The sequence below is a fragment of the bacterium genome, assembly GCA_036504735.1.
Lineage (GTDB): Bacteria > Electryoneota > RPQS01 > RPQS01 > RPQS01 > DASXUQ01.
Map to the genome: position 1 here is coordinate 296,670 of DASXUQ010000009.1, position 24,285 is coordinate 320,954.

Sequence of the window (24,285 nt, forward strand, 5' to 3'; positions counted from 1 at the left end):
GCAAAAGCACATGGTGGATGACTCGAGCGGGAGCACTGCCGCATCGCTTGTGAAATACTTGGCAGGAAGTCTCGCCGCCGCCTATATCCTTATATATGTCGTGGTGGCGATCCTGCGCATCTCCTACCCGTTCGAACTGGAATGGGTGGAAGGCAGCATGGTGGATCACGTGCAGCGCGTGCTGGACGGCAAGCCGCTGTATGTCGCGCCCTCGGTAGATTTCGTCCCCGCCATCTATCCTCCCTTCTATTATGTGGTCTCCGCCGGTGTGGCCAAAGTGACCGGCTTGGGCTTCTTGCCATTGCGGCTGGTCTCGCTGCTTTCTTCCCTTGGCTGTCTGGCGCTCCTCTTCTTCTGGGTGCGGCGTGAAACGAGGAGCCGCTTTGCCGGGTTGCTTGCGGCGGGGCTGTTTGCGGCGACCTATCGCCTGGGCGGTGCGTGGCTGGATCTTGGCCGCGTGGATTCCCTGTTTTTGCTGCTGCTGCTGGGCGCGCTCTACCTGTTGCGCTTCCACCGCACCCGAGTGGGCTTTGGGCTGGCGGCGGTGCTGCTCTTTTTCTCGGCTCTCACCAAACAGACCGCGCTGCTGGCGGCTCTTCCGCTGTTGTGGCTGGCTATTCGGCAGCGCAAACAGGGCGGCCTCACCTTTGTGGCGGTGTTTGTCCTATTGACCGGATTTGCGGCCGCCGCTTTGCAGATCACGAGTGACGGCTGGTTCAGCTTTTATGCGCTGGATGTTCCTGCCGGACACAATATTATTCCCGGACGGATTGCCGATTTTGTGCTGGGCGATCTGCTGCGACCGTTTATGGTGGCCTGTCTGTGCGGCGTGGTGTACCTGATAATGCAGGCGGGGAAAGCCGCGCGCGAGGAGTTGTGGTTCTACCTGTTTTCCGGTGCGGGAGTGCTGCTGGCTTCATGGGTGCCGCGCATCAAAGACGGCAACTTTGCCAATGATGTGATTCCCGCATGGGCATTTCTGGCGCTGCTCTGCGGTGTGGCGGTGCCCGCGCTCCGCACAGCAGGGCAGAAGGTGCTCGCGGCCTTGCCGGAAGACTTTCCTGCCCGAGCGCGTCTTGCTCGCTGGGGCCTGCCCCTGTTTTACGGCGCGCTGGTGCTGCAACTGGCCACGTTGTATTACCTGCCGCAGGAGATCATCCCCACCGCTGCCGACCGCGCCGCCGGATACACGCTGCTCAAGAGTATTCAGCAATTTCCCGGCGAAGTCTGGGTAGCCCACCACGGCTATCTGGCCACGCAGGCTGGCAAACGGCCTTATGCCACCGCGTTGCCGATCTATGATGTGTTGCGCGCCAAGAATGAGCACGCCAAACAGGTGCTGTTCGACAGCATCGATGCCGCTTTCAAGGCGCACCGTTTCGATGCGGTGTATGTGGATAACGACCGCTTTATGGACATCGCCGACCGCACGGACTATGTGCGCAAAGCCGGCGTGTTTCCCGATCCGTCCGTCTTCTGGCCTGTCAGCGGCGCACCCAGCCGCCCGCTCCGCGTGTACGTTCCCCAGCCGTAAGCCCACCTTTTCGCGAGCACCTTTTTGAGGAGTTCCAGTAAATGGATGACCAGCTGGCCGTCGCGGATGATTTCCGCACCGGATGGATTCGCCGACTTGCCCCGTTCCTGAAAATTTCCGCTGCCTGCGGTGCGGCGGGCTACATCCTGATGTTCATCGTTCTGGCCCTGCGGCGCATGGCCTATCCCTTCGAACTGGAATGGATGGAAGGGTTGAGTGTGGACCATGTACAGCGCGTGCTGGATGGCCTGCCGCTGTATGTCCCGCCTTCGGTGGATTTTGTGCCTTCGATCTACACACCTCTCTACTATTATGTGGCGGCTATTCCGGCGGCAGTGCTGGGCAACGGTTTTGTTCCGGTACGGTTGATCTCCTTTCTGGCCTCGCTGGGCAGCATGGCGCTGTTGTTCGTCTATGTCCGCAAGGAAGCCAAAGATAATTTTGCAGGATTGATCGCGGCGGGATTGTATGCGTCCACCTATTATCTGACCGGCGCGTGGCTGGATATTGCGCGGGTGGATGCACTGTTTGTCTTCTTTCTGCTGCTGGCGGTGGGCGCCCTGCGCTTCCATCCCACGCGCACTGGTTGGATACTGGCCGCTCTGCTGACCACACTGGCTTTTCTGACCAAGCAGACGGGGCTCCTGGCCGCGCTCTTTTTCATGATCTATGCTGTGACCGCGCACCGGAAGCATGGCCTGTATTATATTGCGGCCTTTGTGCTGTTTACCGGCACGGCGGTGTTGGGCATGGATTGGCTGCATCATGGCTGGTTCAATTTCTACGTGTTCGAAGTCCCCGCCGGGCATCCGATCGAAACACTCCAGTTTTTGAAGTTCTTTGCGCAGGACACCCTGCGGCCCATGCCGCTGGCCAGCCTGTTTATCCTCACGTATCTGCTGATCCGCTGGCTGAAAGGCGAGCGCCAGGACATTGCTTTTTATGTGCTGGTCGGCATGGGGTTTCTGGCCGCGGCGGGTGCACCGCGCGTCAAGGCGGGAAACTATGTTAATGATCTGATTCCGGCGTATGCCTTTCTGGCGATGGTGTTCGGCATTTCTATTCCCGCGCTGCGAAACTGGTATGGTAACCTGTTTGCCGCGCTCCCCGCCAGCTTTCCGGACCGCGCCCGCATCGGCCACGGGCTCTCTGGTCTGTTTTACGCGTTGATTGCCGTGCAACTGATCATCATGGTCTATGGTCCAACCAACCAGATTCCTACACCGGCAGACCGCGCGACCGGTACAGAGCTGATCCACACGTTTGCCGCCTTCAAGGGAGATGTCTGGGTGGTCCATCATGGCTACATGAGTGTTCAGTCCGGTAAACGGTCGCATTCCATGTCCCAGCCGTTCAATGATGTCCTCTGTGCAGGCAATCCGCAGGCAAACAAGCTGCTGCTGGATGATTTGAATCGCGCCTTGCAGAATCACCGCTTCGCCGCCATTGTCACCGATACCGATGAGGACAGTGTCGCCGCTTACTGCCAGAGGGCAGGCTACATCTGCGAGCCGATTTCATATGCTGATGAGCAGGATGGCTGGCCGATCAGCGGTTATCCTACTCGACCCAGCAAAATCTACCTGCCGCAGGAACCTTCCTTGGCTGATAGGACCGCGCCGTGAAGTCCGCTCTTCACTGGCTGAAATACCTTACCATCGTGGCAGCGTTGTTTTTTGTGGCGCAGTACATTTTGCTGGCCCTGCTGCGCATCTCCTATCCCTTCGAACTGGAGTGGATGGAAGGCAGTATGGTGGATCACGTGCAGCGCGTGCTGGACGGCAAGAGCCTGTATGTCCCGCCGACGATTGACTTTGTGCCGTTCGCTTATCCGCCGCTTTACTTCTATCTGTCGGCAGGACTGGCTAAGGTCACGGGCATTGGCTTTCTGCCACTGCGCTTAATCTCCTTGCTCTCGTCTCTCGGCGCGCTTTGGCTGATTGCGCTGATCGTCCGCAAAGAAACGGGCAAATCGAGCTACGGCATTTTGGCGGCGGGACTGTTCGCGGCAACCTACCGTGCCTGCGGCGCATGGCTGGATATTGGCCGCGTGGACTCTCTGTTGCTGTTGTTGCTGCTCGGCGCGGTGTATCTGCTGCGTGTCCATGACACCCGGCGCGGTGCAGCCATAGCCGGACTGTTATTGGCTTTGGCCGTGCTCACCAAACAGACTGCCATTGTGGTGGCCGGACCGCTCTTCCTTTATATAGTGCTGACACGGCGGGATCTGTTCGGATGGGCAGTTACGCCTTTTATGGTGGTTGCGGGCGGTGCGCTGCTCGCGCTGACCCTGACCACCGACGGCTGGTTCTGGTACTATAATGTTGTCCAGCCCGCACACCATGCCATGCAGCTTTTCTCCTTCTTCTTTTTTCTGGGGCATGATCTGGTCGCCACCATGGGGATTGCGACCGGTGCCGCTGTCTGGTGGTTCTGGACCGGCAAAGCAGAAGGGAAAACGCGCCTGTTTTACGGATTATTTGTGCTGGGTATGGCGCTGGCCTCCCTGCTGCCGCGCATCAAAGCCGGCGGTTTTGCGAATGATTTGATTCCCATCTTCGCTGCTCTGGCGGTCCTGTTCGGCTTGGCGGCATCCCGTTGGATAGAAAGCTCCGCTGCACTTCGGGCACCGGCACTGCTTTACGCTGCCTGTCTGCTGCAGTTTGTCCTGCTGATCTACAATCCGTTGCGCTGCATACCCACATCGGCGGACCTTGAAGCAGGAAAAGCTCTATTACGCAAGCTCCAATCGCAGCCGGGGAATGTGCTGGTTTTCAGTCACGGTTTCCTTTCGGCACAGAGTGCCAAGCGGCCGACCGCCAACTGCATTGCGGTGACCGATGTACTCAGCGCGGGAGATCCCCGGGCGCGTGGCGCGTTGGTGAAGGACTTCCGTGAGGCCATTCAAGCGCACCGCTATTCGGCGCTGATTCTCGATGATGATGATCCGCTCTCATGGACCGAGATCGCCATCGCTTCTCAGTATTCCAAATCCGAAGTGGCCATTGAAAATCCTGTGGCCTTCTGGCCCGTCAGTGGCTGGCCCACAAGGCCGGAGTGGATTTACCGTCCCATCGGGAAGTGACGACCATTGAGGATCGGCCAAGCGGAACACCCCTGCCGCTTGCTCCACTAAGAGCGGGAAAGCTGGATTATATCTTTGGAAATCTGTATATTGAAAGCTTGGGCGCGTCGAGGCAATGGACCGAGGCGGCTCAATCCAGTGACATTTCTGTTCAATTCGGATAAAACAACAAGGCGATGGACATGTTCGTGAAAACCAGCAAATTCGTCGGCATCGGCCTGCTCCTCACGGTTCTGGCGGTAGGCTGCGGAACGCGGGAACCTGTAGTGGCTCGCGTAGGCCGGGAAAAGATCACTCTGAAAGAGTTTAAGGACAAATTCATCAGCACGTTCAAGTCGGAAGAGAACGCCAAGAAGCAAGGCATGGAGGAGCGCGAGACGACGCTGCACGCCATGGCCGTTGAACTGGCGAAGTATCAGGAAGCCGTCTCGATGGGTTTGGACAAGAAGCCCGAGATTGCCAAGGCACTGGAACAGTCGGCCCGCCGCAAGGCGCTGGATCTGCTTTATCAGGACAAGGTCATCAACGCCGTGATCACCGATGCGGCGGCCAAGCACTTCTATGAGCAGTCGGGAGAAGAAGTCAAGGCGCGGCACATCCTGCTTAAGACTCCGCCGCCGGACTCGCTGAATGGCGACACCCTGCGGGTCAAGGCGCGGATCGATTCCATTAAGAAGGCGATTGCCGGCGGGCTCAGCTTCAAGGCAGCCGCCAAGATGTTCAGCGACGACGCCACCTCCGCGGCGGACTCGGGCAATCTCGATTGGTTCCAGTGGGGCCGCATGGTCGATGAGTTTCAGGAAGCCGCATGGTCGGGCAAGCCCGGCCAGATTGTTGGCCCCGTGCGCACCAACTATGGTTACCATCTGATTCTGGTCGAAGAGCGCCGCCCGGTGCAGGGTCGCGCCGCCTTTGATGATGTCAAGGACAATATCAAGGCGCAGCTCAAGCAGATTGAAGGCCAGAAGCTGATGGATCAGGCCCGGATTTATGTCGAGAATCTGCACAAGAGTTACGGTCTTGAGTATAAGGATGCGAACATCGAGACCTTCCGCAAGAAGCTCGACGATCCGCAGACTCCCAAGAATCAGGATCTGGCAACGGTCTTTACCGCCGACCAAAAGAAGCAGGTGGTGGCGACCTATAAGGGCGGCCAGGTGACGGTGGACAGCTTAGTTACCAAGATCGGCCCCAATGCCCATCGCGTGGAATGGAACAACAAGCAGGTGGTGATCGACCTGATCAATTCCATCGTCGAGCCGGGGTTCCTCGAAAAGGACGCCGAGAGCCAGGGCTACCTGAAGAAGGCGATGAACGATCCGGAAGCCAAGTCCGAAATGCGCCAAGGCCTGATCGGCCAGCTCGAAAAGGTTGAAGTCAGCGACAAGGTCCGCCCGACCGATGCCGATGACCGCCGCTTCTACGACACCCATCTGTCGAATTTCATCCAGCCCGAAATGCGCACCGTGCGCGAGATTTTCGTCAAGGCCGACTCCATGAAGGCCGTCCGTATCCGTGACCGCGCCGTCAAGGGCGAGGATTTCAAAAAGCTGGCAATGCGCTTCAACGAGAAGGAATCGACCCAGCCGGATACCGGCCGCATCGGACCCTTCGAAGAAAAGCGCTTCGGCCTGATCGGCAAGACCGCCTTTACCCTGCAGAAGCCGGGCGACGTTTCGCCGGTGACTCCCAGCGGTAAGAATTTCTCGGTCATCCAACTGCTGAGCATCGATCCGTCCCGTACCAAGACCTTTGAAGAAGCTCAGGCCGAAGTCAAGCGGCAGAACCGTCAGGCGATGACCGATGCCGCCATGAAGGCGCTCGAAGAGAAGAGCCTGAAGGATTTCAAATACGAAGTCGATGCCAAGGTGCTTGCTTCGGTCTGGCCGGTGGAACCGAACCCCGCCGGCGCCAAGCCTGCCGCCCCCGCCCCCGCCGGACGGCCGCAGTAACCTGTACATGATGATGCCGAGTCTTCAAGAGCAGACTTACCCCCCTGTAATCCCCCCTTATTCTAAGGGGGGAGACCCGACCCCCCTTAGTCCCCCCGTAAACGGGGGGAGACCCGATGGCCTTTCCCCCTTTGAAAAAGGGGGAAGCAGAAGGGGGTTCTGCTCTGCTCCCTATCTGCTTTTAGCTTTCTGCTTTCTGCTCCTGTTCACTGCCTGCAGCAAGAGCAGCCGGGCCGACAAGCAGGTGTTGGCCAAGGTCGGATCGCGGGAGTTGACCAAGGCCGGACTTTCGGCGCTGGCCGGAATGCCGGCCGATTCTCTGGAAAAGCCGGACCGTGTGCGGCTGATCGAAGCCTGGACCGAGCGCGTGCTGGTGGACCTCGAAGGCCAGAAGCGCCACATGGACAAGGATCCGGAGATCACGGCCAAACTGACCGGTGTGCGCTCCGAGATGTACCGCGCCAAAATGCTCTCCGAACTCTCCGCTCCGCCGCCGACGGATTCGGTGGTCACCGCTTACTACAAGGCCCATCAGCAGGAATTCCTGCGGCCTATGGATATGTACTCGGTGGAACTCTACTGGACGCGGGGCAAGGAACTGATGGCGCGTTTCCGCGATGATCTGTTGCGCGGCGACACCAGCCTGGTGGCCTCGGGGGATATCACTTCCGAAGGCAAATGGCTGGCGGAAGCTTCGGAACTGGATGCGGATCTTCAGAAGGAAGTGTCCAGTTTAAGACCCGGTGAGGTGACCTTTCCCCATCCGTATGATGACGGTTACCGTGTCGTGCGCATGATGGAAATCTACCCGGCGGGAACCGTGCTGGACCTTGCCGCCGTGCGCGATGAGATCATGGCGCGGTTGATGGCAGAGCAGGGCCACAAGCGGCTCGACTCCCTGATGACCCGCCTCCGCTCCCGCTACTCCGTGAAAATCCTCGCGGATTCGCTGTAAGCGGACGGAAGGAATACCAGACCCCCCTTCTTATTTCCCCTTGTTCCAAGGGGAAGGATCAGAGACAAAGGGCTTAAGCCCTTGCCCCGCATCAACGGGGAGATCAAGGGGGGGAGACGGCCAAAAGTGCAATCAATTAAGGTACCCTTTATATGCCAAGACTCCTCCGTCTGGCCGCGCTGCTCTTTGTGGCTCTGATGATGGTGCATCTGGCCACCGCGGCGGATCAGGAAAAGATCATTGACCGCATCGTGGCGGTGGTGGACAATGATATTATTCTGGAATCGGAACTCTCGCAGTACGTGCAGTACAATATCGGCTCGCAGGCGGCGATGGATGCCATGCGCCCCGCGCAGCTCGACAGCCTGCGCAAGATGGTGCTTGACGAACTGATTCTGCAGAAGGTGCTGCTGGCCAAGGCCCGCCTCGATACCGTTACGGTGGACACCAAGACGGTGGACGGCGAACTGGACGCGCGCATCAAATCGCTCACCGAACAGGCGGGCGGTCAGGACCGGCTCGAAGAATACTACGGCATGCCGCTGGCCAAACTCAAACGGCAGTTCCGCCCGCTGGTAGAAGAGGGCCTGCTGATCGACAAGGTCAAGCAGGAGAAGCTCAAAGGCATCGTGGCCGGCCCCGGCGACGTGCAGCGGTTCTGGCAGACCTACAAGGATTCGATTCCACCCCTCAAAGACGGTGTGCGGCTGGCGCATATTCTGCTGGCCGATACGGTTTCGCAGAGCGCCATCGATGCCGCCCTGCATAAGGCCGACTCGGTGCGCACGCTGATCACCTCCGGCAAGATGACCTTCGAGGATGCGGCGACGCATCTGTCCGATGATCCGGGCACGGCGTCCAAAGGCGGCAAGCTCGGCACCACCAACCGCGGTGATCTGGTTCCCGAATATGAAGCGGTGGCCTTCAATCTCAAGCCCAGCGACATTTCCCAGCCTGTGGCCTCGCAGTTCGGCGTGCATCTGATCCGTGTGGACAGCCGCACAGGAGAAAAGATTACCTCCAGCCACATCCTTTTCAAGATCGGTCCGACCGACGCCGACCTCGCGCGCACCAATGCCCGCGCCGATTCGATGGTTAAGGCCATTCGCGGCGGAGTGCCCTTCGGTGACCTTGCGGCTAAGTACTCCACCGATCTCAAGACGGCGGGCAAGGGTGGCGACCTCGGCTGGTTCAGTCCGGATGAAATCCCGGCGGATTTCAAGCCCGCCATTGCCGGTCTGAAGAAAGGTGACGTGGCCGGTCCGGTGCGTACCCGCTTCGGCGCGCACGTGATCCTTGTTGCCGACCGCATCAATGCCCGTCCCATCACGCTGGAAGACGACTATGACCGCATCCAGCGCATGGCCCTGATGAAAAAACAGGATGAAGTCTTCCGCAAATGGGCCAAAGACCTGACCGGCGAAACGTTTATCGAAAAGAGAATCTGAAGAGAAATGAAAAATGATAAATGAAAAATTAAAAAGGAAGAGTAGTCTTCGTTTTCTTTTTAGTTTTTCATTTATCATTTTTGGTTTTTCCGTCTTCGCCCAGAGTTCAATTCTGTACCTGTGGCATCATGAGAGTACTGAAAGCCTTGCGTCGCGGTTCGATCCGCCGCAAGGCTTTTTGCGTCTGGCCCAGCCTGAAGGTTCCTTCGGCGCGTGGCTGCGCGGCCTGCCCCTTTTGCCGGGCAACCCTCCGGTGCAGCTTTTCAACGGCGCACCCAAACAGAATCAGCAGCCCCATGCGGCGGTGCTTGACATCGACGCCGGAACCGAAGACTTGCAGCAGTGTGCCGACGCCATCATCCGCCTGCGCGCCGAGTATCTGTTTTCGGTGCACCGCGACCGCGACATTGTCTTTCACTTTACCAGCGGCGACAAAGCCGCCTGGACCGAGTGGCAGAAAGGCCTGCGGCCCGAGGTGCGCGGCAACCGGGTCACATGGAAAGCCGCCGCCCGTCCTGACAGCAGTTACGCCAATTTCCGCCGCTACCTGTCGACAGTCTTCCGCTATGCGGGCACGCTGTCCTTAAGCAAAGAACTTCAGACGGTGAGCGATCCGTCGCGCGTCGAAATCGGTGATGTGTTTATTCACGGTGGCTCTCCCGGCCATGCCGTGCTGGTGGTGGACGTGGCCGAAAATGACAAAGGCGAACGCGTCTTTATACTCGCCCAAAGCTACATGCCCGCCCAGCAAATCGAAATCCTCCGCACGGTCCTCTTCCCCCGCTCCCCATGGTATACGGCACGCCCCTCCGGCATCCTCGAAACGCCGGAGTGGGAGTTCCAATACGAGGAATTGAAGAGATTCCGGTAAACGCCTGCTCCCCCCGGCTTGTCATTCCGTTCCGTCTCGGAACGGAATCCCCAACAATGATAGCTCTTCTTAACCACGCGGTGTCGGCTGCTTGCAGCCGACCCGTGAACCTAATAATTGATGTCACCCTATGTCATTATCGGAGGGAACAAAAAGGCTGCTTGCTGGCGGAGAGGACATTGAAGTCGAGTACAAAACCAAGGTCACACAAGACTTCAATGATACTCTTGTGGCTTTCGCGAATGCAAGTGGTGGTGTGTGTTTGATCGGAGTTGAAGACGCTGAAGATGAAAACGGACGGCATATTGGACGCGTCGTCGGCATAGAAATCTGCGACAGAACAAGAGGGCAGATTCAATCGCGAGCAGACCAAACCCTCGACCGGATTCCCATTTCGATAGAAGACGAGACTGATGAAGATGGGCGTGGAATATATATAGTCTCTATTCCTGAAGGGCAAAGCAAGCCGTACTGCACGGGGGGCGGCAGATATCTCATCCGGCGTGACGGGCAAAAGTGTCCAATGACGCCAAGAATGATAGGAAACTTCTACGTTCATACCGGCCCGACGCCAGCACTTGCCCTTAGATGGCGCGAAGCTGACATTGACCGCAAAACATGTCTTGATGTTCCTGCATTGCCAGAGTTGTCGCGCGAATCGCTTCTGGAGAAGATTGCCTCCTTGATGCCAACAGATGGGGAGATAGCGATCGTCAATGAGCATACGCCGCGAATCAAACATTACTTGGAAGCTTGCCAACAGAAATTCACCGAGTTCGGGGGTCCTCTTGTTACAGTAGAGGTCGACGATATCGAAAAGTTTTTTGCCTATGTAGACAAGTTGAGGAAGCTTGCAAGGAAAGTAGAAGAGGACTGTAATGCGGTAAATAGAGGTATTGACGCGGTGAGCAGAGCAGTAGAGCCGATGTTAGTACTAACAAACAACGGGACTGCTCCGGCCGAAAACATCACGGTATTCCTTACCCCGAACGCCAAAATCGAATTCAAATATATGGGCCAAGTTAAGCAGCTCTCGATCTCGATCCCTGAGGGAAGACCCGACTATGTTGTTGGGATTGTCGAGCTAGCGAAGCGAACCGACAGGGAACTTGCCGAGATGACATATCGCGCAGAGCATGGAATGGGGTCGGAGTGGTCGATGGCACAACGCTTGGGCTTGGTGCGAATGCGGAAGAATGCGACACTCTTGTCTGTAGATAACCCGAATACATTTGACATTCTTCACAAGGTTCCAAGGCTGTTTATGGATGGAGACCGCATACGGCTTGACTGCACACGATTGTCCCATAACTTCGAAAACACCCCGAAGTCGGGTGAGCTCCGATTGCTATGTAGTCTTCGGGCTGGGGAAGAGGCAGAGCTACATTATGAATGCAACGCCGACAATCTGCCGATCCGGCAACGGGGTGTGCTTAAGGTCATAGGGAAAGCACTCGAAGTAGATTAACTGGTTGTCCAAATAGACAGTCCTTCATCCCTCCCCCGGAACTCCTCCCCGGCCCACGATGGTATAAGACTCAAGGAAAGTTATTGCTTAGTGCAGTGTTATCTTAGACTTACTCTCAATTATTCGGGGTTTATTATGAGACGCTCTTACCCTATTATACTTGCCCTGATCCTGGTCTTGGCTCTGGCTGGGGCAAGCGAGGCCAAAAAGCACAAGGCCCCTGCCGCCGATCCGGGCTATCCGGGCAAGGCGCAGACCCATCAGGTGATCCTGCAAAAGGTCCTGCTCAGTGACTTTGATCTCACCCGCGATACTACCGGCGCGACGCGCAGCATTATTGTGGAACTGCTCGAAGACGGCAACGTGATTGTGCCGTCCAACGGAGACACCACCATTACAGGCATGCGCGGCGAGCACCTGCTGGAGACTCCCGTGCAGTGGCTGGTAAATTATGACCCACGCAAGAATTACCAAGTGATTATCACCGAGCAGTTGGCTCCCGGAGCGACCAATACCGGCAACCGGATCATGGTTCCGGCAACTCCCAAAGCGGGCTACTGGCCCTTCGGCGTGATGGCCGGGAAAGTGCCGTTCGGCAAAGAGTCCTATCTTCAGTTTGTCGACAAGCCGCAATAGTGGCGGTCTGCAGCGCACCGAGGCTAAGTAGTCGGTAGCCGCTTAGCCTCCTGAACATGCCCGGGTTCATCGTGACCCGGGCACTTTTTTTGGTGGGCTATGTGCTTTTGAATCAGGAGTTAGCTATATTATTCCTGCGGCATCTGGTTTTGACGCGAAAGGGCAAATCCGGCAGGCGGAAAAGTGAGCGCAACTGTCGGGGATATCAAAGAGTTGAAGAAGAGTTACCCGAAAACTCCAACGCATCGCACAGTCCATTGAAAACACACCGTTTGAAAAAGGCCATTGTACTGCTTCTGGCCTGCGCTATCCTATCATTATTAGTGACGGCACCTTCCCCGCCGGTTTCCACCAAGGACAAAGGCAGCCGGGTGACGGTGGGCCTGGTCAAGTACAAGGGCGGCGGCGACTGGTATGAAGATGGCCGCGCGCTGTGCAACCTGTTCCAGTACGTGCGCTCGAATACCAATATTGATATTGCACCCGAACCCGCGGCGGTCGAGCCGGGATCGGCGGAGCTGTTCTCTTATCCCATCATCTACATTTCAGGCCACGGCAACGTCTCCTTCAGCGCGGATGACGTGGCCAACCTGCACCGCTACTTTGCGGCGGGCGGCTTTATGTTCGCCAATGATGATTACGGGATGGACAAGAGCTTCCGCCGGGAGATGAAGAAAGTTTTCCCCGATGCCGATTGGATGGAGGTCCCCTTCAGCCATCCGGTCTATCATAACCTCTACCAGTTCCCTAACGGCTGTCCGAAAATCCATGAGCACGACAATCTGCCGGCGGAAGGCTTAGGCCTGTTCCTGAACGGCGTGATGGTCGCGTTCTATGATTACCAATCGGACCTTGGCGACGGCTGGGAGGATCCTTCGGTCTACAATGATCCCCCCGAGAAGCACGACGCCGCCATGAAAATGGGAACCAACGTGATTGTCTATGCGCTGAGCAGAGGAGTGGAATAAAAAGCCTGAAAGCGGAACCCCCTTCTGATTCCCCCTTGTTCCAAGGGGGAAGGATCGGAGTCTCCCCCTTAGTATAAGGGGGGCTTTCAGATTTCGACAATCATCGGAAGGCGTAATGAAGAAATCGCAATTAGAACCCCGCACCTGTCCCGTCTGTTCTGTGGAGCTGAAGTCCGCCGAGCGGCAGGGAGTGCGGATAGATGAATGCCCCAATTGCCGGGGCGTGTGGATGGACCGGACAGAATTGGATAAGGTGATCGAACGCGCCAATGCCGAATCTTCCCGGCCCGAACTGAGCGGCGCGGTTCACCTCGGGGCAACAGAGGAGTGGTCCCATTTGCATCCAAGCCATGGTACCCGGAACCGCGGTTTTCTGTCTGACCTGTTCAGCTAATCGTTTAAGGAAAAAATGGAAGAGCCTAAAGGACCCGAGTCCATCGAACCTAAGGTGACCAGCATTCTGGTCAGGCACAATGGCCCGCTTCGTGTCTACAACCTGACGGTCCTCACCAACTCCAAAGGTGAGACTCTCGAAACCAAAGAAGTCATTACGCTCTGCCGTTGCGGCGGCTCACAGACCAAACCCTACTGCGATGGCTCGCACAAAACCAATGGCTTCACCGACGACATGAACTAACAAGGGCTGAGCCCTTGACCCGGGGCCGCCTTTGGCGGGGGGACAGCGCGGGAATACCGCGCGGTCCCTCTTTTCCCATGCGGCATCCCTTACCCGGACTAGCCAGCACGCTCCCGCGTGCTGAGTCCATGGCCACGGTATCGCCCAGCGGGGCAGGCCCAGGACCCAAGAGGCCTGCCGCCGCGAAGGGTAGCGTGTCCTGCCGCCGCGAAGCTTAAGGCCATCGCGATGTCTCTGATCCTTCCCTCTTTGAAAGCGGGGAATCAGAAGGGGGTTCTGTTTGCAGTCTTAATCATGCTCACATTCATCCTCCATCCTTACCTTATGGTGAAGGATTTGCTGACCGTAATAAAGAACATAGAGGAGAACGATCATGCCAGTGGTATCGCTAATCCTGTTTTTGGTCGGGGCAATTTTCGGGGTCATCGTCTGGACGGCCATCTTCAAGAACCGTCCCACGCCCACAACTGCCGTGTATGTTCATGGTCTGATTGTCGTCATCGCGTTTATTATTCTGTTGATCTTTGCGGGCAAAGCCGCACCGGGGACCGCGCCGATTACGGCAATTGTGTTCTTTGCCATTGCCGCGGTGGGGGGGCTGATTCTGTTCTCACAGGATCAGGCCAAGAAAACCATCCCCCGCTGGCTGGCCATTCTGCATCCGATCATCGCCGTGCTCGGCGTGCTGGCCCTGATCTTCTACATCGCCCGCCCGATGTAAGAGAAGGATGAAGGCGGAGGGATGAAGGATGAACGAAGACCTGTAGGGGCGGGTTAAGCGGAAAGATGCAGCGCAGCATCGGATGTAACATGCGCAACCCGCCCGCCGGACAAGAAACGAATCCACAACCGGTCAAAATGCAACCATTTGATTTTGGCTTCTTGGCTTCTTCAGCTCTTGGCATCTAACTTCAGGGGAGGGTTTCATGATCCCGCGAACTTTGGGGATGATTGTCATCGGCGCGCTGTGTATGGCGCAGACGACGCTGGCGGACCAGCGGATTTCAATCAGCGGCGGCGCGGAACTCGGGGCCTTCTCGGGGAATTCCGCGATGGTGGGAGCCTCGCCGTACACGCTGCATTTGCAGGCGACGATGGATGCGCCGGGCTGGCTCCGCAAGCATGTGCCGCTGGAATTCGTCTTCGGCTTTACCGGACCCTATCCAACAGAGCGGCACATCGGCTACATCAGTAACTCGCCGTCGTCGTCGTCGTGGTACTCCACAAATCAACAGAACTGGCGGCCGCAGAGTCGGTTCTCCGAGGCCGTGCGCTTATACATCGTTGGCCACAATACCCGAACGCATAAGCCCGACGGCATGGAACTGGCGTTGGGCATCGGCAATCATCAGGTGTTCTCCAAGCTGGATGATTACTATCACACCGGTCAGAAGGGTATCCGTCTGGATTCGCAGTGGCGGGCACATCTTGCCTTTCGCACGCAATTCCTTCCCACGCAACCATCGGGTCCTGTGCTGGAACTGGAACTGCAGCACGGCCTCGAACGATTGCCCACGGCTTTCCCCGATGCTGCGGCTCTGACTCTTGGCTGGCGGTTCCAGGTATAAACCATATTAGCCTCGTGTTCTATTCCGCGGCGTGTGGCCGGATGGAACCGGCCACCTAATCCAGAATATTAATTCTCGCTTTTTCGCTTTTCGCCTTTTCGCTTTTTGGGAGTACTCATGGGTGCGCGTGAAGTATTACTGACGATCCACACTTGGATGGGTGGGCTGCGCCGCGCGGTGCTGACCAACCGCTTGAAGACCGGCGCGTTGACGGCGCTGGCCGGGCTGATTGCCATCAGTCTGGTGATCATGATCGTCGAAGCTCTGGGACATCTCTCCGGAACCGCGCGGGCCGTGCTGCTTGCGCTGTGGGGGATCTCCGCTCTCGCCGCGCTCGGTCTCGGCGTGGTCTGGCCCGTTCTGCGCTTTACCGTGTTTGCTCCCGATGACAAGACTCTGGCCGGCGACTATGCGCGGCGCATGCCCAGCATTCGCGACCGCGTGTTGAATGCCTTACAGCTTTTGGAGCGTGTGGAAGGCGCCAACCGCGAAGGCTATTCTCCCGAACTGATTTTAGAAGCCGGACGCGAAGTCGCCGAAGACTTAAGACCGCTTGATCCGCGCACCCTTCCCGAAAAGCGCCCCGTGCAGCTCTCCGGACGGCTGGCCATGGTGGCCGGCGGCGTGGCCGTGCTGCTCTTTCTGTTTGCGGGAGAATCTCTCTTGTCCGCCGGCGAGCGCGTGATGAAACCCGGACAGGATTTTGAACCGCCTGCACCGTTTGCGCTGTCGGTCAAACCCGGCAACGCGCAGCTTGTGCGCGGCGATTCGCTGATCGTGGAAGTCACCGCTTCCGGCAAAGCTCCCGCTGCCATCACCATCGAGCGGCTCGAAAAGGGCAAGAACGCCAGCGAACCCATTAATCTGAAAAGTGACAACGGCGTTTTCCGTTACGTCTATCGCTCCGTCAGCGCACCCTTTACCTACTGGGCGCATGAAGGCCGCGTAAAGACTCCCGAGTATGATGTGCAGGTGCAGGAACTTCCCGCCGTGCGTTTCCTCTCGCTGCGTCTGGCGCCGCCCGCCTACACCAGGCTGCCCGAACAGGTGCTTGATGAAAATGTCGGCGACGTCGCCGCGGTAATCGGCACCAAGGTGCATCTCGAACTGGCCGCCACCAAAAAGCTCTCCCGCGCGGACATGGAATTTTTGAAACCCGCCGTTAGCGCCCCGCCGCAGGATTCCGCTTCTCTCGGGTCTCCCCCCTTTGAAAAAGGGGGGACTAAGGGGGGTGGGGGTGAAGGCCTCCTGAAATCCCTTACCGTGGAAGGCTCCCGCGCCAGCACGGATTTCAGCGTGACCGAGAGCGGCTATTACAAGCTGCATCTGAAAGACGCCGACGGCCTCGAAAACCGCGATCCGATTCTTTACCGTATCACCGCGCGGCCCGATGAGCCGCCGCTGGTCAGCCTGGTCCAGCCGTCGCAGGATGTGGACATTGCCGCCAGTTCCAAAGTGCCCGTTACCGCCGAGGCGATGGACGATTTCGGTTTTACGCGCATGGCGCTGCGCTACTATCGCACCACCACCTCCGAGCCCACCGAAGCACAGAGCGATGAGAGCAAGTACAAATCCCTGCCGCTGGATTATCACCTGATCGAGCCGGGCAAGGCTCGCGGCGAGATGACCTTTGATCTGTCGGCACTGGATCTGCTGCCTGAAGATCAGGTGCTGATCTTTGTCGAAGCCTGGGATAATGACGGTATCCACGGACCCAAGCGCGCGCGCAGTGAAACCCGCACGCTCCGCTTCCCCTCCATGTCCGAACTGTTCGAGAAGCAGGATCAGGAAGCCGAAACGCGCGAAATCTCGCTGGCCGATCTGCTCAAAGAATCGCAAGACATTCGCCAGAAGGTTGACGAAGCCGTGCAGGACTTCAAGTCCAACCCGGAGATGAGCTGGGAGAAGAAGCAGGAAATCCAGAAGCTGCTGGATAAACAGCAGGCGATGAATGAGGCGCTGAAGCAGATCTCCGAGCAGATGCAAAAGGCTTCCGACCAGATGAACCAGCAGGCCATGTTCTCGCCGCAGGTGATGGACAAGTTCCAGAAGATTCAGGAACTGGTGAAGGAAGTCATCACACCGGAAATGCGGCAGGCCCTGCAGCGGCTGCAACAGACGATGAAGCAGCCCAGCGAAGAGGAAGTCCGCAAGGCGCTCGAGAATTTCAAGATGACACAGGAGATGTTCGAGAAGGCGCTGGATCAGGCGCTGAACCTCCTGCAACAGCTCAAGACCGCCAAGAAGCTCGATGAACTGACGCGCCGTCTCGACGAACTGGGCCGCAAGCAGGACCAGCTCAACGAGAAGATGGACCAGAACACGCCACAATCGTCCCCGCAGAACTCCGAAGAGCAGAAGAAGCTTGCCGAAGAGATGGCCAAGATTCAGGAAGAGGCCAAGAAGCTCTCCGAAGAGATGCAGAAGCAGAACATGCAGGCCAAGGAAAAGATGCAGGCGCTGCAGCAGGAGATGGAGCAGGAGCAGCTTCCGCAGGAGATGCAGAAGAACTCCCAGACCATGAGCATGAACCAGAATCAGTCGGCCAAAAAGAAAGGCCGGCAGATGCGCCGCAAGATGTCCGAGTTCTCCGAACAGATGCAGAGCATTCGCCAGCAGATGCAGACCGATCAGGACCTGGAGACGCTGCAAAAACTCGAACGCACCCGCGACCAGCTCCTCGATCTGTCCATGCGGCAGGAGAAGCTGTGGAAGGATTCGGAGAAGCTGCAGGGCGGAAGTCCGCAGCTTGCCCAGAGCGCCGAAGAGCAGGAGAATCTGCGTCAGGAGTTGAGCCGCGTCAACGATGACGTGCAGAACCTTGCCAAGCAGTCCATGTTTGTTACGCCGCAGCTCATGGCGGGAATTTACGGCGCCATGCAGCAGATGGAACAGGCCGGCGGCGCATCGCAGAGCCGCGATCCGCGCACCATGGGCTACTACCGCCAGCTTGCGCTGGGAGCACTGAACAGCGCCCTCAAAGAGAGCAACCAGTCCTGCTCAAGTTGCCGCAGCGCCTGCAGCAAGCCGAGTCCCAATTCGGCGGCGGGCAAGGCCGGCATGATGGCCATGCAGCAGCAGCAGCTCAATCAGCAGACGCAGGATATGATGGGCAACAACAATCCCGGCACCCTGACCGTGGGTCAGCAGGCGGGCATGCAGAAGCTCGCCGTCGAGCAGCGCGCGCTGCAGAAATCCGCCCAGGAGTTGTCGCAGGAGGCCGCCGCCTCGCAGCAGAGCCTCGGGCGGCTGGATGACGTCGCCAAGGAAATGGAAGAGGTGGCCAAGGATCTCGAGAACCGCAACGTTACCGACCGCACCACGGAAAAGCAGGAGCACATCGAATCGCGCCTGCTCGATTTCCAGCGGGCGCAGCGCGAAAAAGAATTCTCTCCGCAGCGGCAATCGCGTCCCGGCATGGATGTCGTACGCGCCTCTCCGCAGCAGCTTCCGAGCCGCCCCGGCACCGACCAATTGCGCGAGGACCTGTTGCGGGCCCTTGACGCGAAATATACTCCGGATTATGAGCAACTCATCCGCCAATATTTCGACGCACTATCAAAATGGAAATAACCGAACAGTCTGTTGCGCGCAGCACGACTGCGAGTAGCTTGTCTGCCTTCCTTCAATTGTCATCCTGCATCCTTCTTCGGATGCAGGATCTCGCGGGGAGCAGGAAACGGAGAGATCCTGCATTTGAAGACAAATGCAGGATGACAATGAGAGTGGTTTTCGCCTTGGTTGTGCTGGTGGTTGTGCCACGCTTTGCCTTTGCCCAAAGCTTCAAGTCCGAAGCCCACACCGCCTGGCACGTGACCGGCGACATGGTACGCGCGCCCCTGCATGCCAGCACCGGGGACTATCTGATGGCGGCGGGGCTTCTCTCGGGAATCGTGCTCAGCACGACGCTGGACCGTCCGGTGCATACAGCCGTGCGCAAGCTGAATGATCCGTGGGTGAAGACGGTGGATGACATCGGCCACGCCTACCAGTCGCCGTTTGTAATTTTCGGCACCGCGGGCGCGCTCTATGCCTATGGCGCGCTGGAAAGCCGGCCCGGTGTGCGGCGCGTGGGCTGGGAGATTATGGAATCCTATGCCATCGCCGGCGCGGGCACGCAGATTGTCAAGCATGTGGTGGGGCGGCATCGTCCCTATGAAAATGACGGCCCGTTCAGTTTTTCCGGTCCGAGTGTGAAAAACGGCCACCAGTCCTTTCCCTCGGGAGATGTGACGGTGGCCTTTTCCTTCGCCTCAGTGCTTGCCGCCGAAGTGCATACCGTTCCCACAACCATTTTATTCTATGGCCTCGGTGCCCTCACTGCCTTTCAACGCATGAACCGCAACCAGCACTGGTTTTCCGATACCATAGCCGGTGCGGCCTGGGGCACGGCGGTCGGCCTCGGTGTGGTACATTACAACCGGCTGCGGGCCTCCTCACCGGTCAAGATCTCAGCCAGCGCACAGCCCATGATCATTGCTTTTTCTGTGGATCTGTAATGAAGGCGCGGCATGTACTGAACAGGATGTTCCCCCGCTTCGGCTCGCAGCTGGGCACGGATTTTCGCGGCGCGCTGATCATTGCGGAAAAATTGCTGCATCTGCCGTTCCACAAACGCCGCGCGGCATACGTGTCCGCGGCGGGACTGGCCACCGGCGTGGTACTGGCTTCCGCCTTCGACCGCCGCATTACCGCTACGGCGACGAAACTTAGCGGTCCGTGGGTGCGGCAAGTCAATCGCATCGGCCATCTTTACCAGACTCCCGGACTGATTCTCGGCACTGCCAGCGGTCTGTATCTGTATGGCATCGCCGCCAATCATGCCAAGACGCGCCGCATGGGAGTGGAAATTGTCGAGGCCTATGCCGCGGCTTTTATCGGCACGGAAATCCTGAAGCATCTGCTGGGGCGCAGCCGCCCATTTTTGAATCAGGGACCGTACACCTTCGGCGGACTGCGCCTGCGCTATCGCCACACGTCGTTCCCGTCCGGAGACGTGGCTGCCGCGTTTTCGCTCTCGTCGGTGCTGGCGCTGGAATCGCAATCGGCTCCACTGGCCGCCGTGTGTTACGCGCTGGCTTCCCTGACCGCCTTTCAGCGGATCAGCACCAACCAGCACTGGTTTTCCGATACTGTGGCTTCGGCCATCTGGGGCACCGCTTCCGGTTTTGCCGTGGTGAATCTCAATAGGATTAAGGAATAGATGACGTCTTCCACACGCCCCATTCGCCTCGCGCTGCTGCTCATACTGCTCGGTCTGCTCTGGACCGTCGTTCAGGCGCAGGTCAAAATCACTCCGGTGCCGATGACGGGCAAGCCGCCCTCCAAGGTGGTCTCCGACGAGGCGGTCATGGCCGAACGCGCCCGCCGCGCCGAAGCGGCGGGGGACTATGCCCGCGCACTCTCCATCTGGCAGGAACTGGCGAACCGTTCGCCGTGGAATGTCGAGGCCGTGCAGGGTGTGCCGCGCGACATGATTGTACTCAAAAAGTACGATGACGCCGAACGGTTCTTAAACGAGTGGATCCACAAGAACGAACTGCGCGGGCAGGTGATCAGCCCCATGGATCCCACCAGCACCTATGCGCTGGAGCTGCAGCTTGGGCAATTGGCTCTTGCCCGCGGTGACGAAAAGAAAGCGTGGGAAGTGTGGAACGCCGCGCTGAAAGAGCAGGGCAAAACCTTCGAGACCATCCGCGCCCTGGTGATGGTATTGCAGCAGAATCGCCGCTGGGAAGACAGCGAGAAGTTGATCCGCGATTTCCGCAAAGAGAGCAAACAGCCCGCCTATATGGCTTTGGAACTGGCGCTGGGTCTGCGCGGCCAGATGGATTATGCCGGGGCCACCGAACAGCTTCTGGTCTATGCGGAGAACACTCCCGCGAGCTGGCAGGTGGCGATGAACTATCTTGAAATGTTTCCGGACGATTCCACCGTTTCGCCCAAGGTGAGCGCCGTGCTGCGCAAGGCCGTGCAGCGCGACCGCAAAAATCCCATTCTCTGGCGGATGATCGCTGGCTACGCCCACAAGACCGGGCATCCGGATGAATCGCTGGAGGCCACCATTGCCGCCGATTCCCTCTCCCACGGCAACGGCGCCGAAACGCTGGGTCAGGCGCAGCAGTTTCTCACGGAGAAATCCGTCGCCGTCGCCCGGCGCGGATTTCAGAAGGTCCTGTCGTGGAAACCGCCCGCTGATGTTGCCGCGCGCGCCGAACTGGGATTGGCCAAGTGCCTTGAAGCGCTGGATCAGGCGGGTGAAGCCAAGCGCGCCTATGAGTCCTTTGTGTCCATGCACGGCACCGCCCGCGAGGCCGACGAAGCCCGCTTTCGCATCGCGGAAATCATGCTGAACCATGATCACAATCCCACCGACGCGCTCGGTATGTACAAGGGACTGTGGCAGCGGGCAACCGCTATTCCCCGCGCGCAGATTGGCCTGCGGATCGGCGATTGTCACGCCTTTATGCGCGACTTCGACGACGCCGTCAAGGCCTGGTCCGACGTGGTGCATCTGAACGGCACGGCCATGAATGAGGATGCCACACAGGCGTTGCTGCGGATTGCCCATGCCAACTTGTGGCGCGATTCGCTGGCCGGTGCCATGGCGATTCTGGACAGCATCCAGACCGGCAGCCCCATGAACAGCGGCTTCAATGAAGCCGTGCTCTACAGCGGGGTGCTCGGTGAAGGCGGCTTTCACGGCGCGGTGCGTGTCTTTGCCGAAGGCGACTACGCCGAATTCTGCAATCAGGATTCCCTGGCCGCGTCCAAGTATGACTCGGCGGCCAGCCTGGCCAAGACCGGCAAGCTTGCCGAATGGGCGCGCTACTCGCAGGCTCTTACACTGCGTGATGCCCGCCAGCCGCAGCGCGCGGTCGCTGTGCTGGACACCTTCATCGCCAACTTCCCCGAATCGGTGGACGTCGACCGCGCCGAATACATGCGCGCCGTGATCCGCATGGAAGATCTGCACGACGACAAAACCGCGCTCACCGAATTCCAGAACTTCCTCGCCGCCCGTCCGCGCTCCATCTATCTTGAAGAAGCTCGCAAAAAGGCACGGATGCTGACGGGACGGATTTCGTGATTCAGTAGGCTGAAATTCAGAACCCCCTTCTGATTCCCCCTTTTTCAAAGGGGGAAGGGCAGTCCGAGCGTCCTCCGTTCACGGGGGATTAAGGGGGGTGAAACTCCCCTGATTTTGAAATTAAAATTCCATTCATACTTATATGCAATACGATCCTTGGAATGTGGCGCGGGAGGGCGAGACCAATGGTCAGCCGTCTGCGGCAACCGACGCGGAACAGGCCGCCGAGCAGGTGCTGCTCGATGCCTATTCGCAGGCCGTTACGGGCGTGGTCGAGCGTGTCAGTCCGACCGTAGTGGGCATTGAAGTCGCCCATATGGTGCGGATGCGCAACCGGCCCGATGCCCAGCGCGAAGTGCACGGCGGCGGCAGCGGCTTCTTTTTTACGCCCGACGGCTTTATCCTGACCAATAGCCATGTGGCCCACGGCGCGACCAAACTCGATGTAACGCTCAACGATGGCCGCCGCTACAGTGCCGATCTGGTGGGCGACGATCCCGATACGGACTTAGCTGTGCTGCGTATCGGCGGCGGGGATTTTGTCGCCGCGCCCCTCGGGGATTCGTCACAGATCCGCGTCGGCCAGCTTGTGATCGCCATCGGCAGCCCGTACGGCTTTCAAGCCACAGTTACCACGGGAGTGGTCAGTGCGCTGGGCCGCACTTTCCGCTCGATTTCGGGACGGCTGATTGACAGTGTCATCCAAACCGACGCTGCGCTCAATCCCGGCAACTCCGGCGGCCCACTGGTCAATTCGCGGGGGGAAGTCATCGGCGTCAACACAGCGGTAATTCCCACTGCCCAGGGGATCTGTTTTGCTATTGCGGTCAACACCGCGCGTTTTGTGGCTTCGCAGATCATCCGCCATGGCCGCGTCAAGCGCAGCTACTTAGGGGTCGGCGGACAGAACACACCGCTCTCCCAGCGCTATGTGCGTTTTCATCACTTGCAGGCGGGCAGCGGGATTCTGGTGCAGTCCATCGAGGACCACAGCCCCGCGCAGCTTGCGGGATTGCAGCAGGGCGATATCATCGTCGAATACGGCGAGCACCCAGTCTCCAGCATCGATGATCTGCACCGCCTGCTCACCGAAGATCAGGTCGGCATCCGCGCCCCGCTCACGGTCCTGCGCGGCGTGGAAAAACTGACCTTGGAAGTCGTCCCCGCCGAAGCCCGGCAAGCGGCCTAACAAAGGATGAAGGCGGAAGGATGAGGGATGAAAGGGTAGGGACACTTACAGCAATGCGTCCGCAGGAGGAGCAAAGGTAGGGGCGGGGCAAGCAGGTGATGTGGCATAAAGCACAGATCTTCATGTGCGACCCGCCCGCGCTTCGCACAAAACAAGACCGGCCCTGCATCAGAATGCAGAGCCGGTGAAAAAAGGGCGTTGAATAGACGCGCTACGGGCTCTTGAATACAGCATGTGTGCCCACACGACGCAGCATGCAAACATCCAGGCCTCTGAACTTTCCTTCAAAGCTGAAGGTCATGCGGTGGCTTTGGCTGATCCGCGCTTCCCATACGCCCGGATGCCCATGAACTTTTTTCACTTGCAAGCCCGGATAACGCCAGTTCCTGTCGAGCAGCTCAACCGCTCGAGCAACCTGATGTTGATGTACTTTCGACAGCGCCTCAAAGTCTTTCCTGAACCGATCTGTCCATTGAATATAGAGCAACGGTCTCTTGCCTATTTCTTGGACTTGAGCGCCGCGATGGCCGCTTTTGCGCCCTTGTAACGCCGGGACACCCGGCCAGCCTTGATATCCTCATAGGCTTCCTGCTCTGCCTTTTCCCAGTCCTCTGCCGTCCAAGGGCGGTCGCTGAATAACTGAGGCGAAAGAATAATAGAGCCGGGAGGAACGACCGTGCGCTTACGAGCCACGGTGAACGCGACAAAGGCTCCTTCTGACACCTTGGCCGCTTCACAAACGGCCTGCGGCAACGTGATCTGATTCTTGGCGCGGATACGCGCCGTTGATGTCTTGGGCTCGCGGGAACGGGGTCTGTTTTCCATCTTTCACACTTTCCTACTTTCTTACTCTGCGCAATATACAGCAGGAAAGGGCGAAAGTC

General features: G+C 58.3%; 21 protein-coding genes. 19 read left to right on the plus strand and 2 right to left on the minus strand.

What is annotated here, in order from left to right:
• Positions 1 to 10 precede the first annotated feature (10 nt).
• From VGL38_08755 to VGL38_08845, 19 genes are all read left to right on the plus strand, one after another.
• Positions 11 to 1,534: a glycosyltransferase family 39 protein gene (locus VGL38_08755; protein HEY3295516.1), complete on the plus strand. Its 1,524-nt coding sequence runs from the start codon at positions 11 to 13 to the stop codon at positions 1,532 to 1,534.
• 41 nt (positions 1,535 to 1,575) lie between these two features.
• Positions 1,576 to 3,159: a glycosyltransferase family 39 protein gene (locus VGL38_08760; protein HEY3295517.1), complete on the plus strand. Its 1,584-nt coding sequence runs from the start codon at positions 1,576 to 1,578 to the stop codon at positions 3,157 to 3,159.
• The gene (locus VGL38_08765; protein ID HEY3295518.1) at positions 3,156 to 4,619 is read left to right on the plus strand and encodes a glycosyltransferase family 39 protein; all 1,464 of its coding nucleotides are present in this window, start codon (positions 3,156 to 3,158) and stop codon (positions 4,617 to 4,619) included. The genes VGL38_08760 and VGL38_08765 overlap by 4 nt, the downstream gene beginning before the upstream one ends.
• A 188-nt stretch (positions 4,620 to 4,807) precedes the next feature.
• Positions 4,808 to 6,571 (plus strand): peptidylprolyl isomerase, encoded by a 1,764-nt coding sequence (locus VGL38_08770; GenBank protein HEY3295519.1) that lies wholly within the window; start codon positions 4,808 to 4,810, stop codon positions 6,569 to 6,571.
• 247 nt (positions 6,572 to 6,818) lie between these two features.
• On the plus strand, positions 6,819 to 7,526 hold the full coding sequence (locus VGL38_08775; GenBank protein ID HEY3295520.1) for a peptidylprolyl isomerase: 708 nt from the start codon (positions 6,819 to 6,821) through the stop codon (positions 7,524 to 7,526).
• Between the two features lie 152 nt (positions 7,527 to 7,678).
• Positions 7,679 to 8,974 carry a peptidylprolyl isomerase gene (locus VGL38_08780; protein HEY3295521.1) on the plus strand — a complete coding sequence of 432 codons (1,296 nt, stop codon included), beginning with the start codon at positions 7,679 to 7,681 and terminating at the stop codon, positions 8,972 to 8,974.
• A 118-nt stretch (positions 8,975 to 9,092) separates the two neighbouring features.
• Complete coding sequence (locus VGL38_08785; protein ID HEY3295522.1) at positions 9,093 to 9,845, plus strand: DUF4846 domain-containing protein; 753 nt, start codon at positions 9,093 to 9,095, stop codon at positions 9,843 to 9,845.
• 130 nt (positions 9,846 to 9,975) lie between these two features.
• Complete coding sequence (locus VGL38_08790) at positions 9,976 to 11,313, plus strand: ATP-binding protein (protein ID HEY3295523.1); 1,338 nt, start codon at positions 9,976 to 9,978, stop codon at positions 11,311 to 11,313.
• A 135-nt stretch (positions 11,314 to 11,448) separates the two neighbouring features.
• Positions 11,449 to 11,949, plus strand: coding sequence for a hypothetical protein (locus VGL38_08795; GenBank protein ID HEY3295524.1), 501 nt, complete (start codon positions 11,449 to 11,451; stop codon positions 11,947 to 11,949).
• Between the two features lie 323 nt (positions 11,950 to 12,272).
• Positions 12,273 to 12,917: a DUF4159 domain-containing protein gene (locus VGL38_08800; protein ID HEY3295525.1), complete on the plus strand. Its 645-nt coding sequence runs from the start codon at positions 12,273 to 12,275 to the stop codon at positions 12,915 to 12,917.
• Between the two features lie 115 nt (positions 12,918 to 13,032).
• A complete protein-coding gene (locus VGL38_08805) occupies positions 13,033 to 13,311 on the plus strand; it encodes a zf-TFIIB domain-containing protein (GenBank protein ID HEY3295526.1) in 279 nt (92 codons plus the stop codon).
• 15 nt (positions 13,312 to 13,326) lie between these two features.
• Positions 13,327 to 13,554, plus strand: a complete 228-nt coding sequence (locus VGL38_08810; GenBank protein ID HEY3295527.1) for a CDGSH iron-sulfur domain-containing protein — start codon at positions 13,327 to 13,329, stop codon at positions 13,552 to 13,554.
• 373 nt (positions 13,555 to 13,927) lie between these two features.
• Positions 13,928 to 14,275 carry a hypothetical protein gene (locus VGL38_08815; protein ID HEY3295528.1) on the plus strand — a complete coding sequence of 116 codons (348 nt, stop codon included), beginning with the start codon at positions 13,928 to 13,930 and terminating at the stop codon, positions 14,273 to 14,275.
• A gap of 205 nt (positions 14,276 to 14,480) precedes the next feature.
• Positions 14,481 to 15,122 (plus strand): hypothetical protein, encoded by a 642-nt coding sequence (locus VGL38_08820; GenBank protein HEY3295529.1) that lies wholly within the window; start codon positions 14,481 to 14,483, stop codon positions 15,120 to 15,122.
• A gap of 117 nt (positions 15,123 to 15,239) precedes the next feature.
• Entirely contained in the window at positions 15,240 to 18,695 is a 3,456-nt protein-coding gene (locus VGL38_08825; protein HEY3295530.1) for a DUF4175 family protein, read from the plus strand.
• A 146-nt stretch (positions 18,696 to 18,841) separates the two neighbouring features.
• Positions 18,842 to 19,621, plus strand: a complete 780-nt coding sequence (locus tag VGL38_08830) for a phosphatase PAP2 family protein (protein ID HEY3295531.1) — start codon at positions 18,842 to 18,844, stop codon at positions 19,619 to 19,621.
• Positions 19,621 to 20,325, plus strand: a complete 705-nt coding sequence (locus VGL38_08835) for a phosphatase PAP2 family protein (GenBank protein ID HEY3295532.1) — start codon at positions 19,621 to 19,623, stop codon at positions 20,323 to 20,325. The genes VGL38_08830 and VGL38_08835 overlap by 1 nt, the downstream gene beginning before the upstream one ends.
• Positions 20,326 to 22,212, plus strand: coding sequence for a tetratricopeptide repeat protein (locus VGL38_08840; GenBank protein HEY3295533.1), 1,887 nt, complete (start codon positions 20,326 to 20,328; stop codon positions 22,210 to 22,212). It abuts the gene before it with no gap.
• A gap of 142 nt (positions 22,213 to 22,354) precedes the next feature.
• The gene (locus VGL38_08845) at positions 22,355 to 23,401 is read left to right on the plus strand and encodes a trypsin-like peptidase domain-containing protein (GenBank protein HEY3295534.1); all 1,047 of its coding nucleotides are present in this window, start codon (positions 22,355 to 22,357) and stop codon (positions 23,399 to 23,401) included.
• A gap of 211 nt (positions 23,402 to 23,612) precedes the next feature.
• Here the strand turns inward: VGL38_08845 and VGL38_08850 are convergent, their stop codons facing one another.
• Both VGL38_08850 and VGL38_08855 read right to left on the minus strand, forming a co-directional pair.
• Positions 23,613 to 23,888: a hypothetical protein gene (locus VGL38_08850; protein ID HEY3295535.1), complete on the minus strand. Its 276-nt coding sequence runs from the start codon at positions 23,886 to 23,888 to the stop codon at positions 23,613 to 23,615.
• Positions 23,889 to 23,899: 11 nt separating this feature from the next.
• Positions 23,900 to 24,226, minus strand: a complete 327-nt coding sequence (locus VGL38_08855) for a hypothetical protein (GenBank protein ID HEY3295536.1) — start codon at positions 24,224 to 24,226, stop codon at positions 23,900 to 23,902.
• Between the last annotated feature and the right edge of the window lie 59 nt (positions 24,227 to 24,285).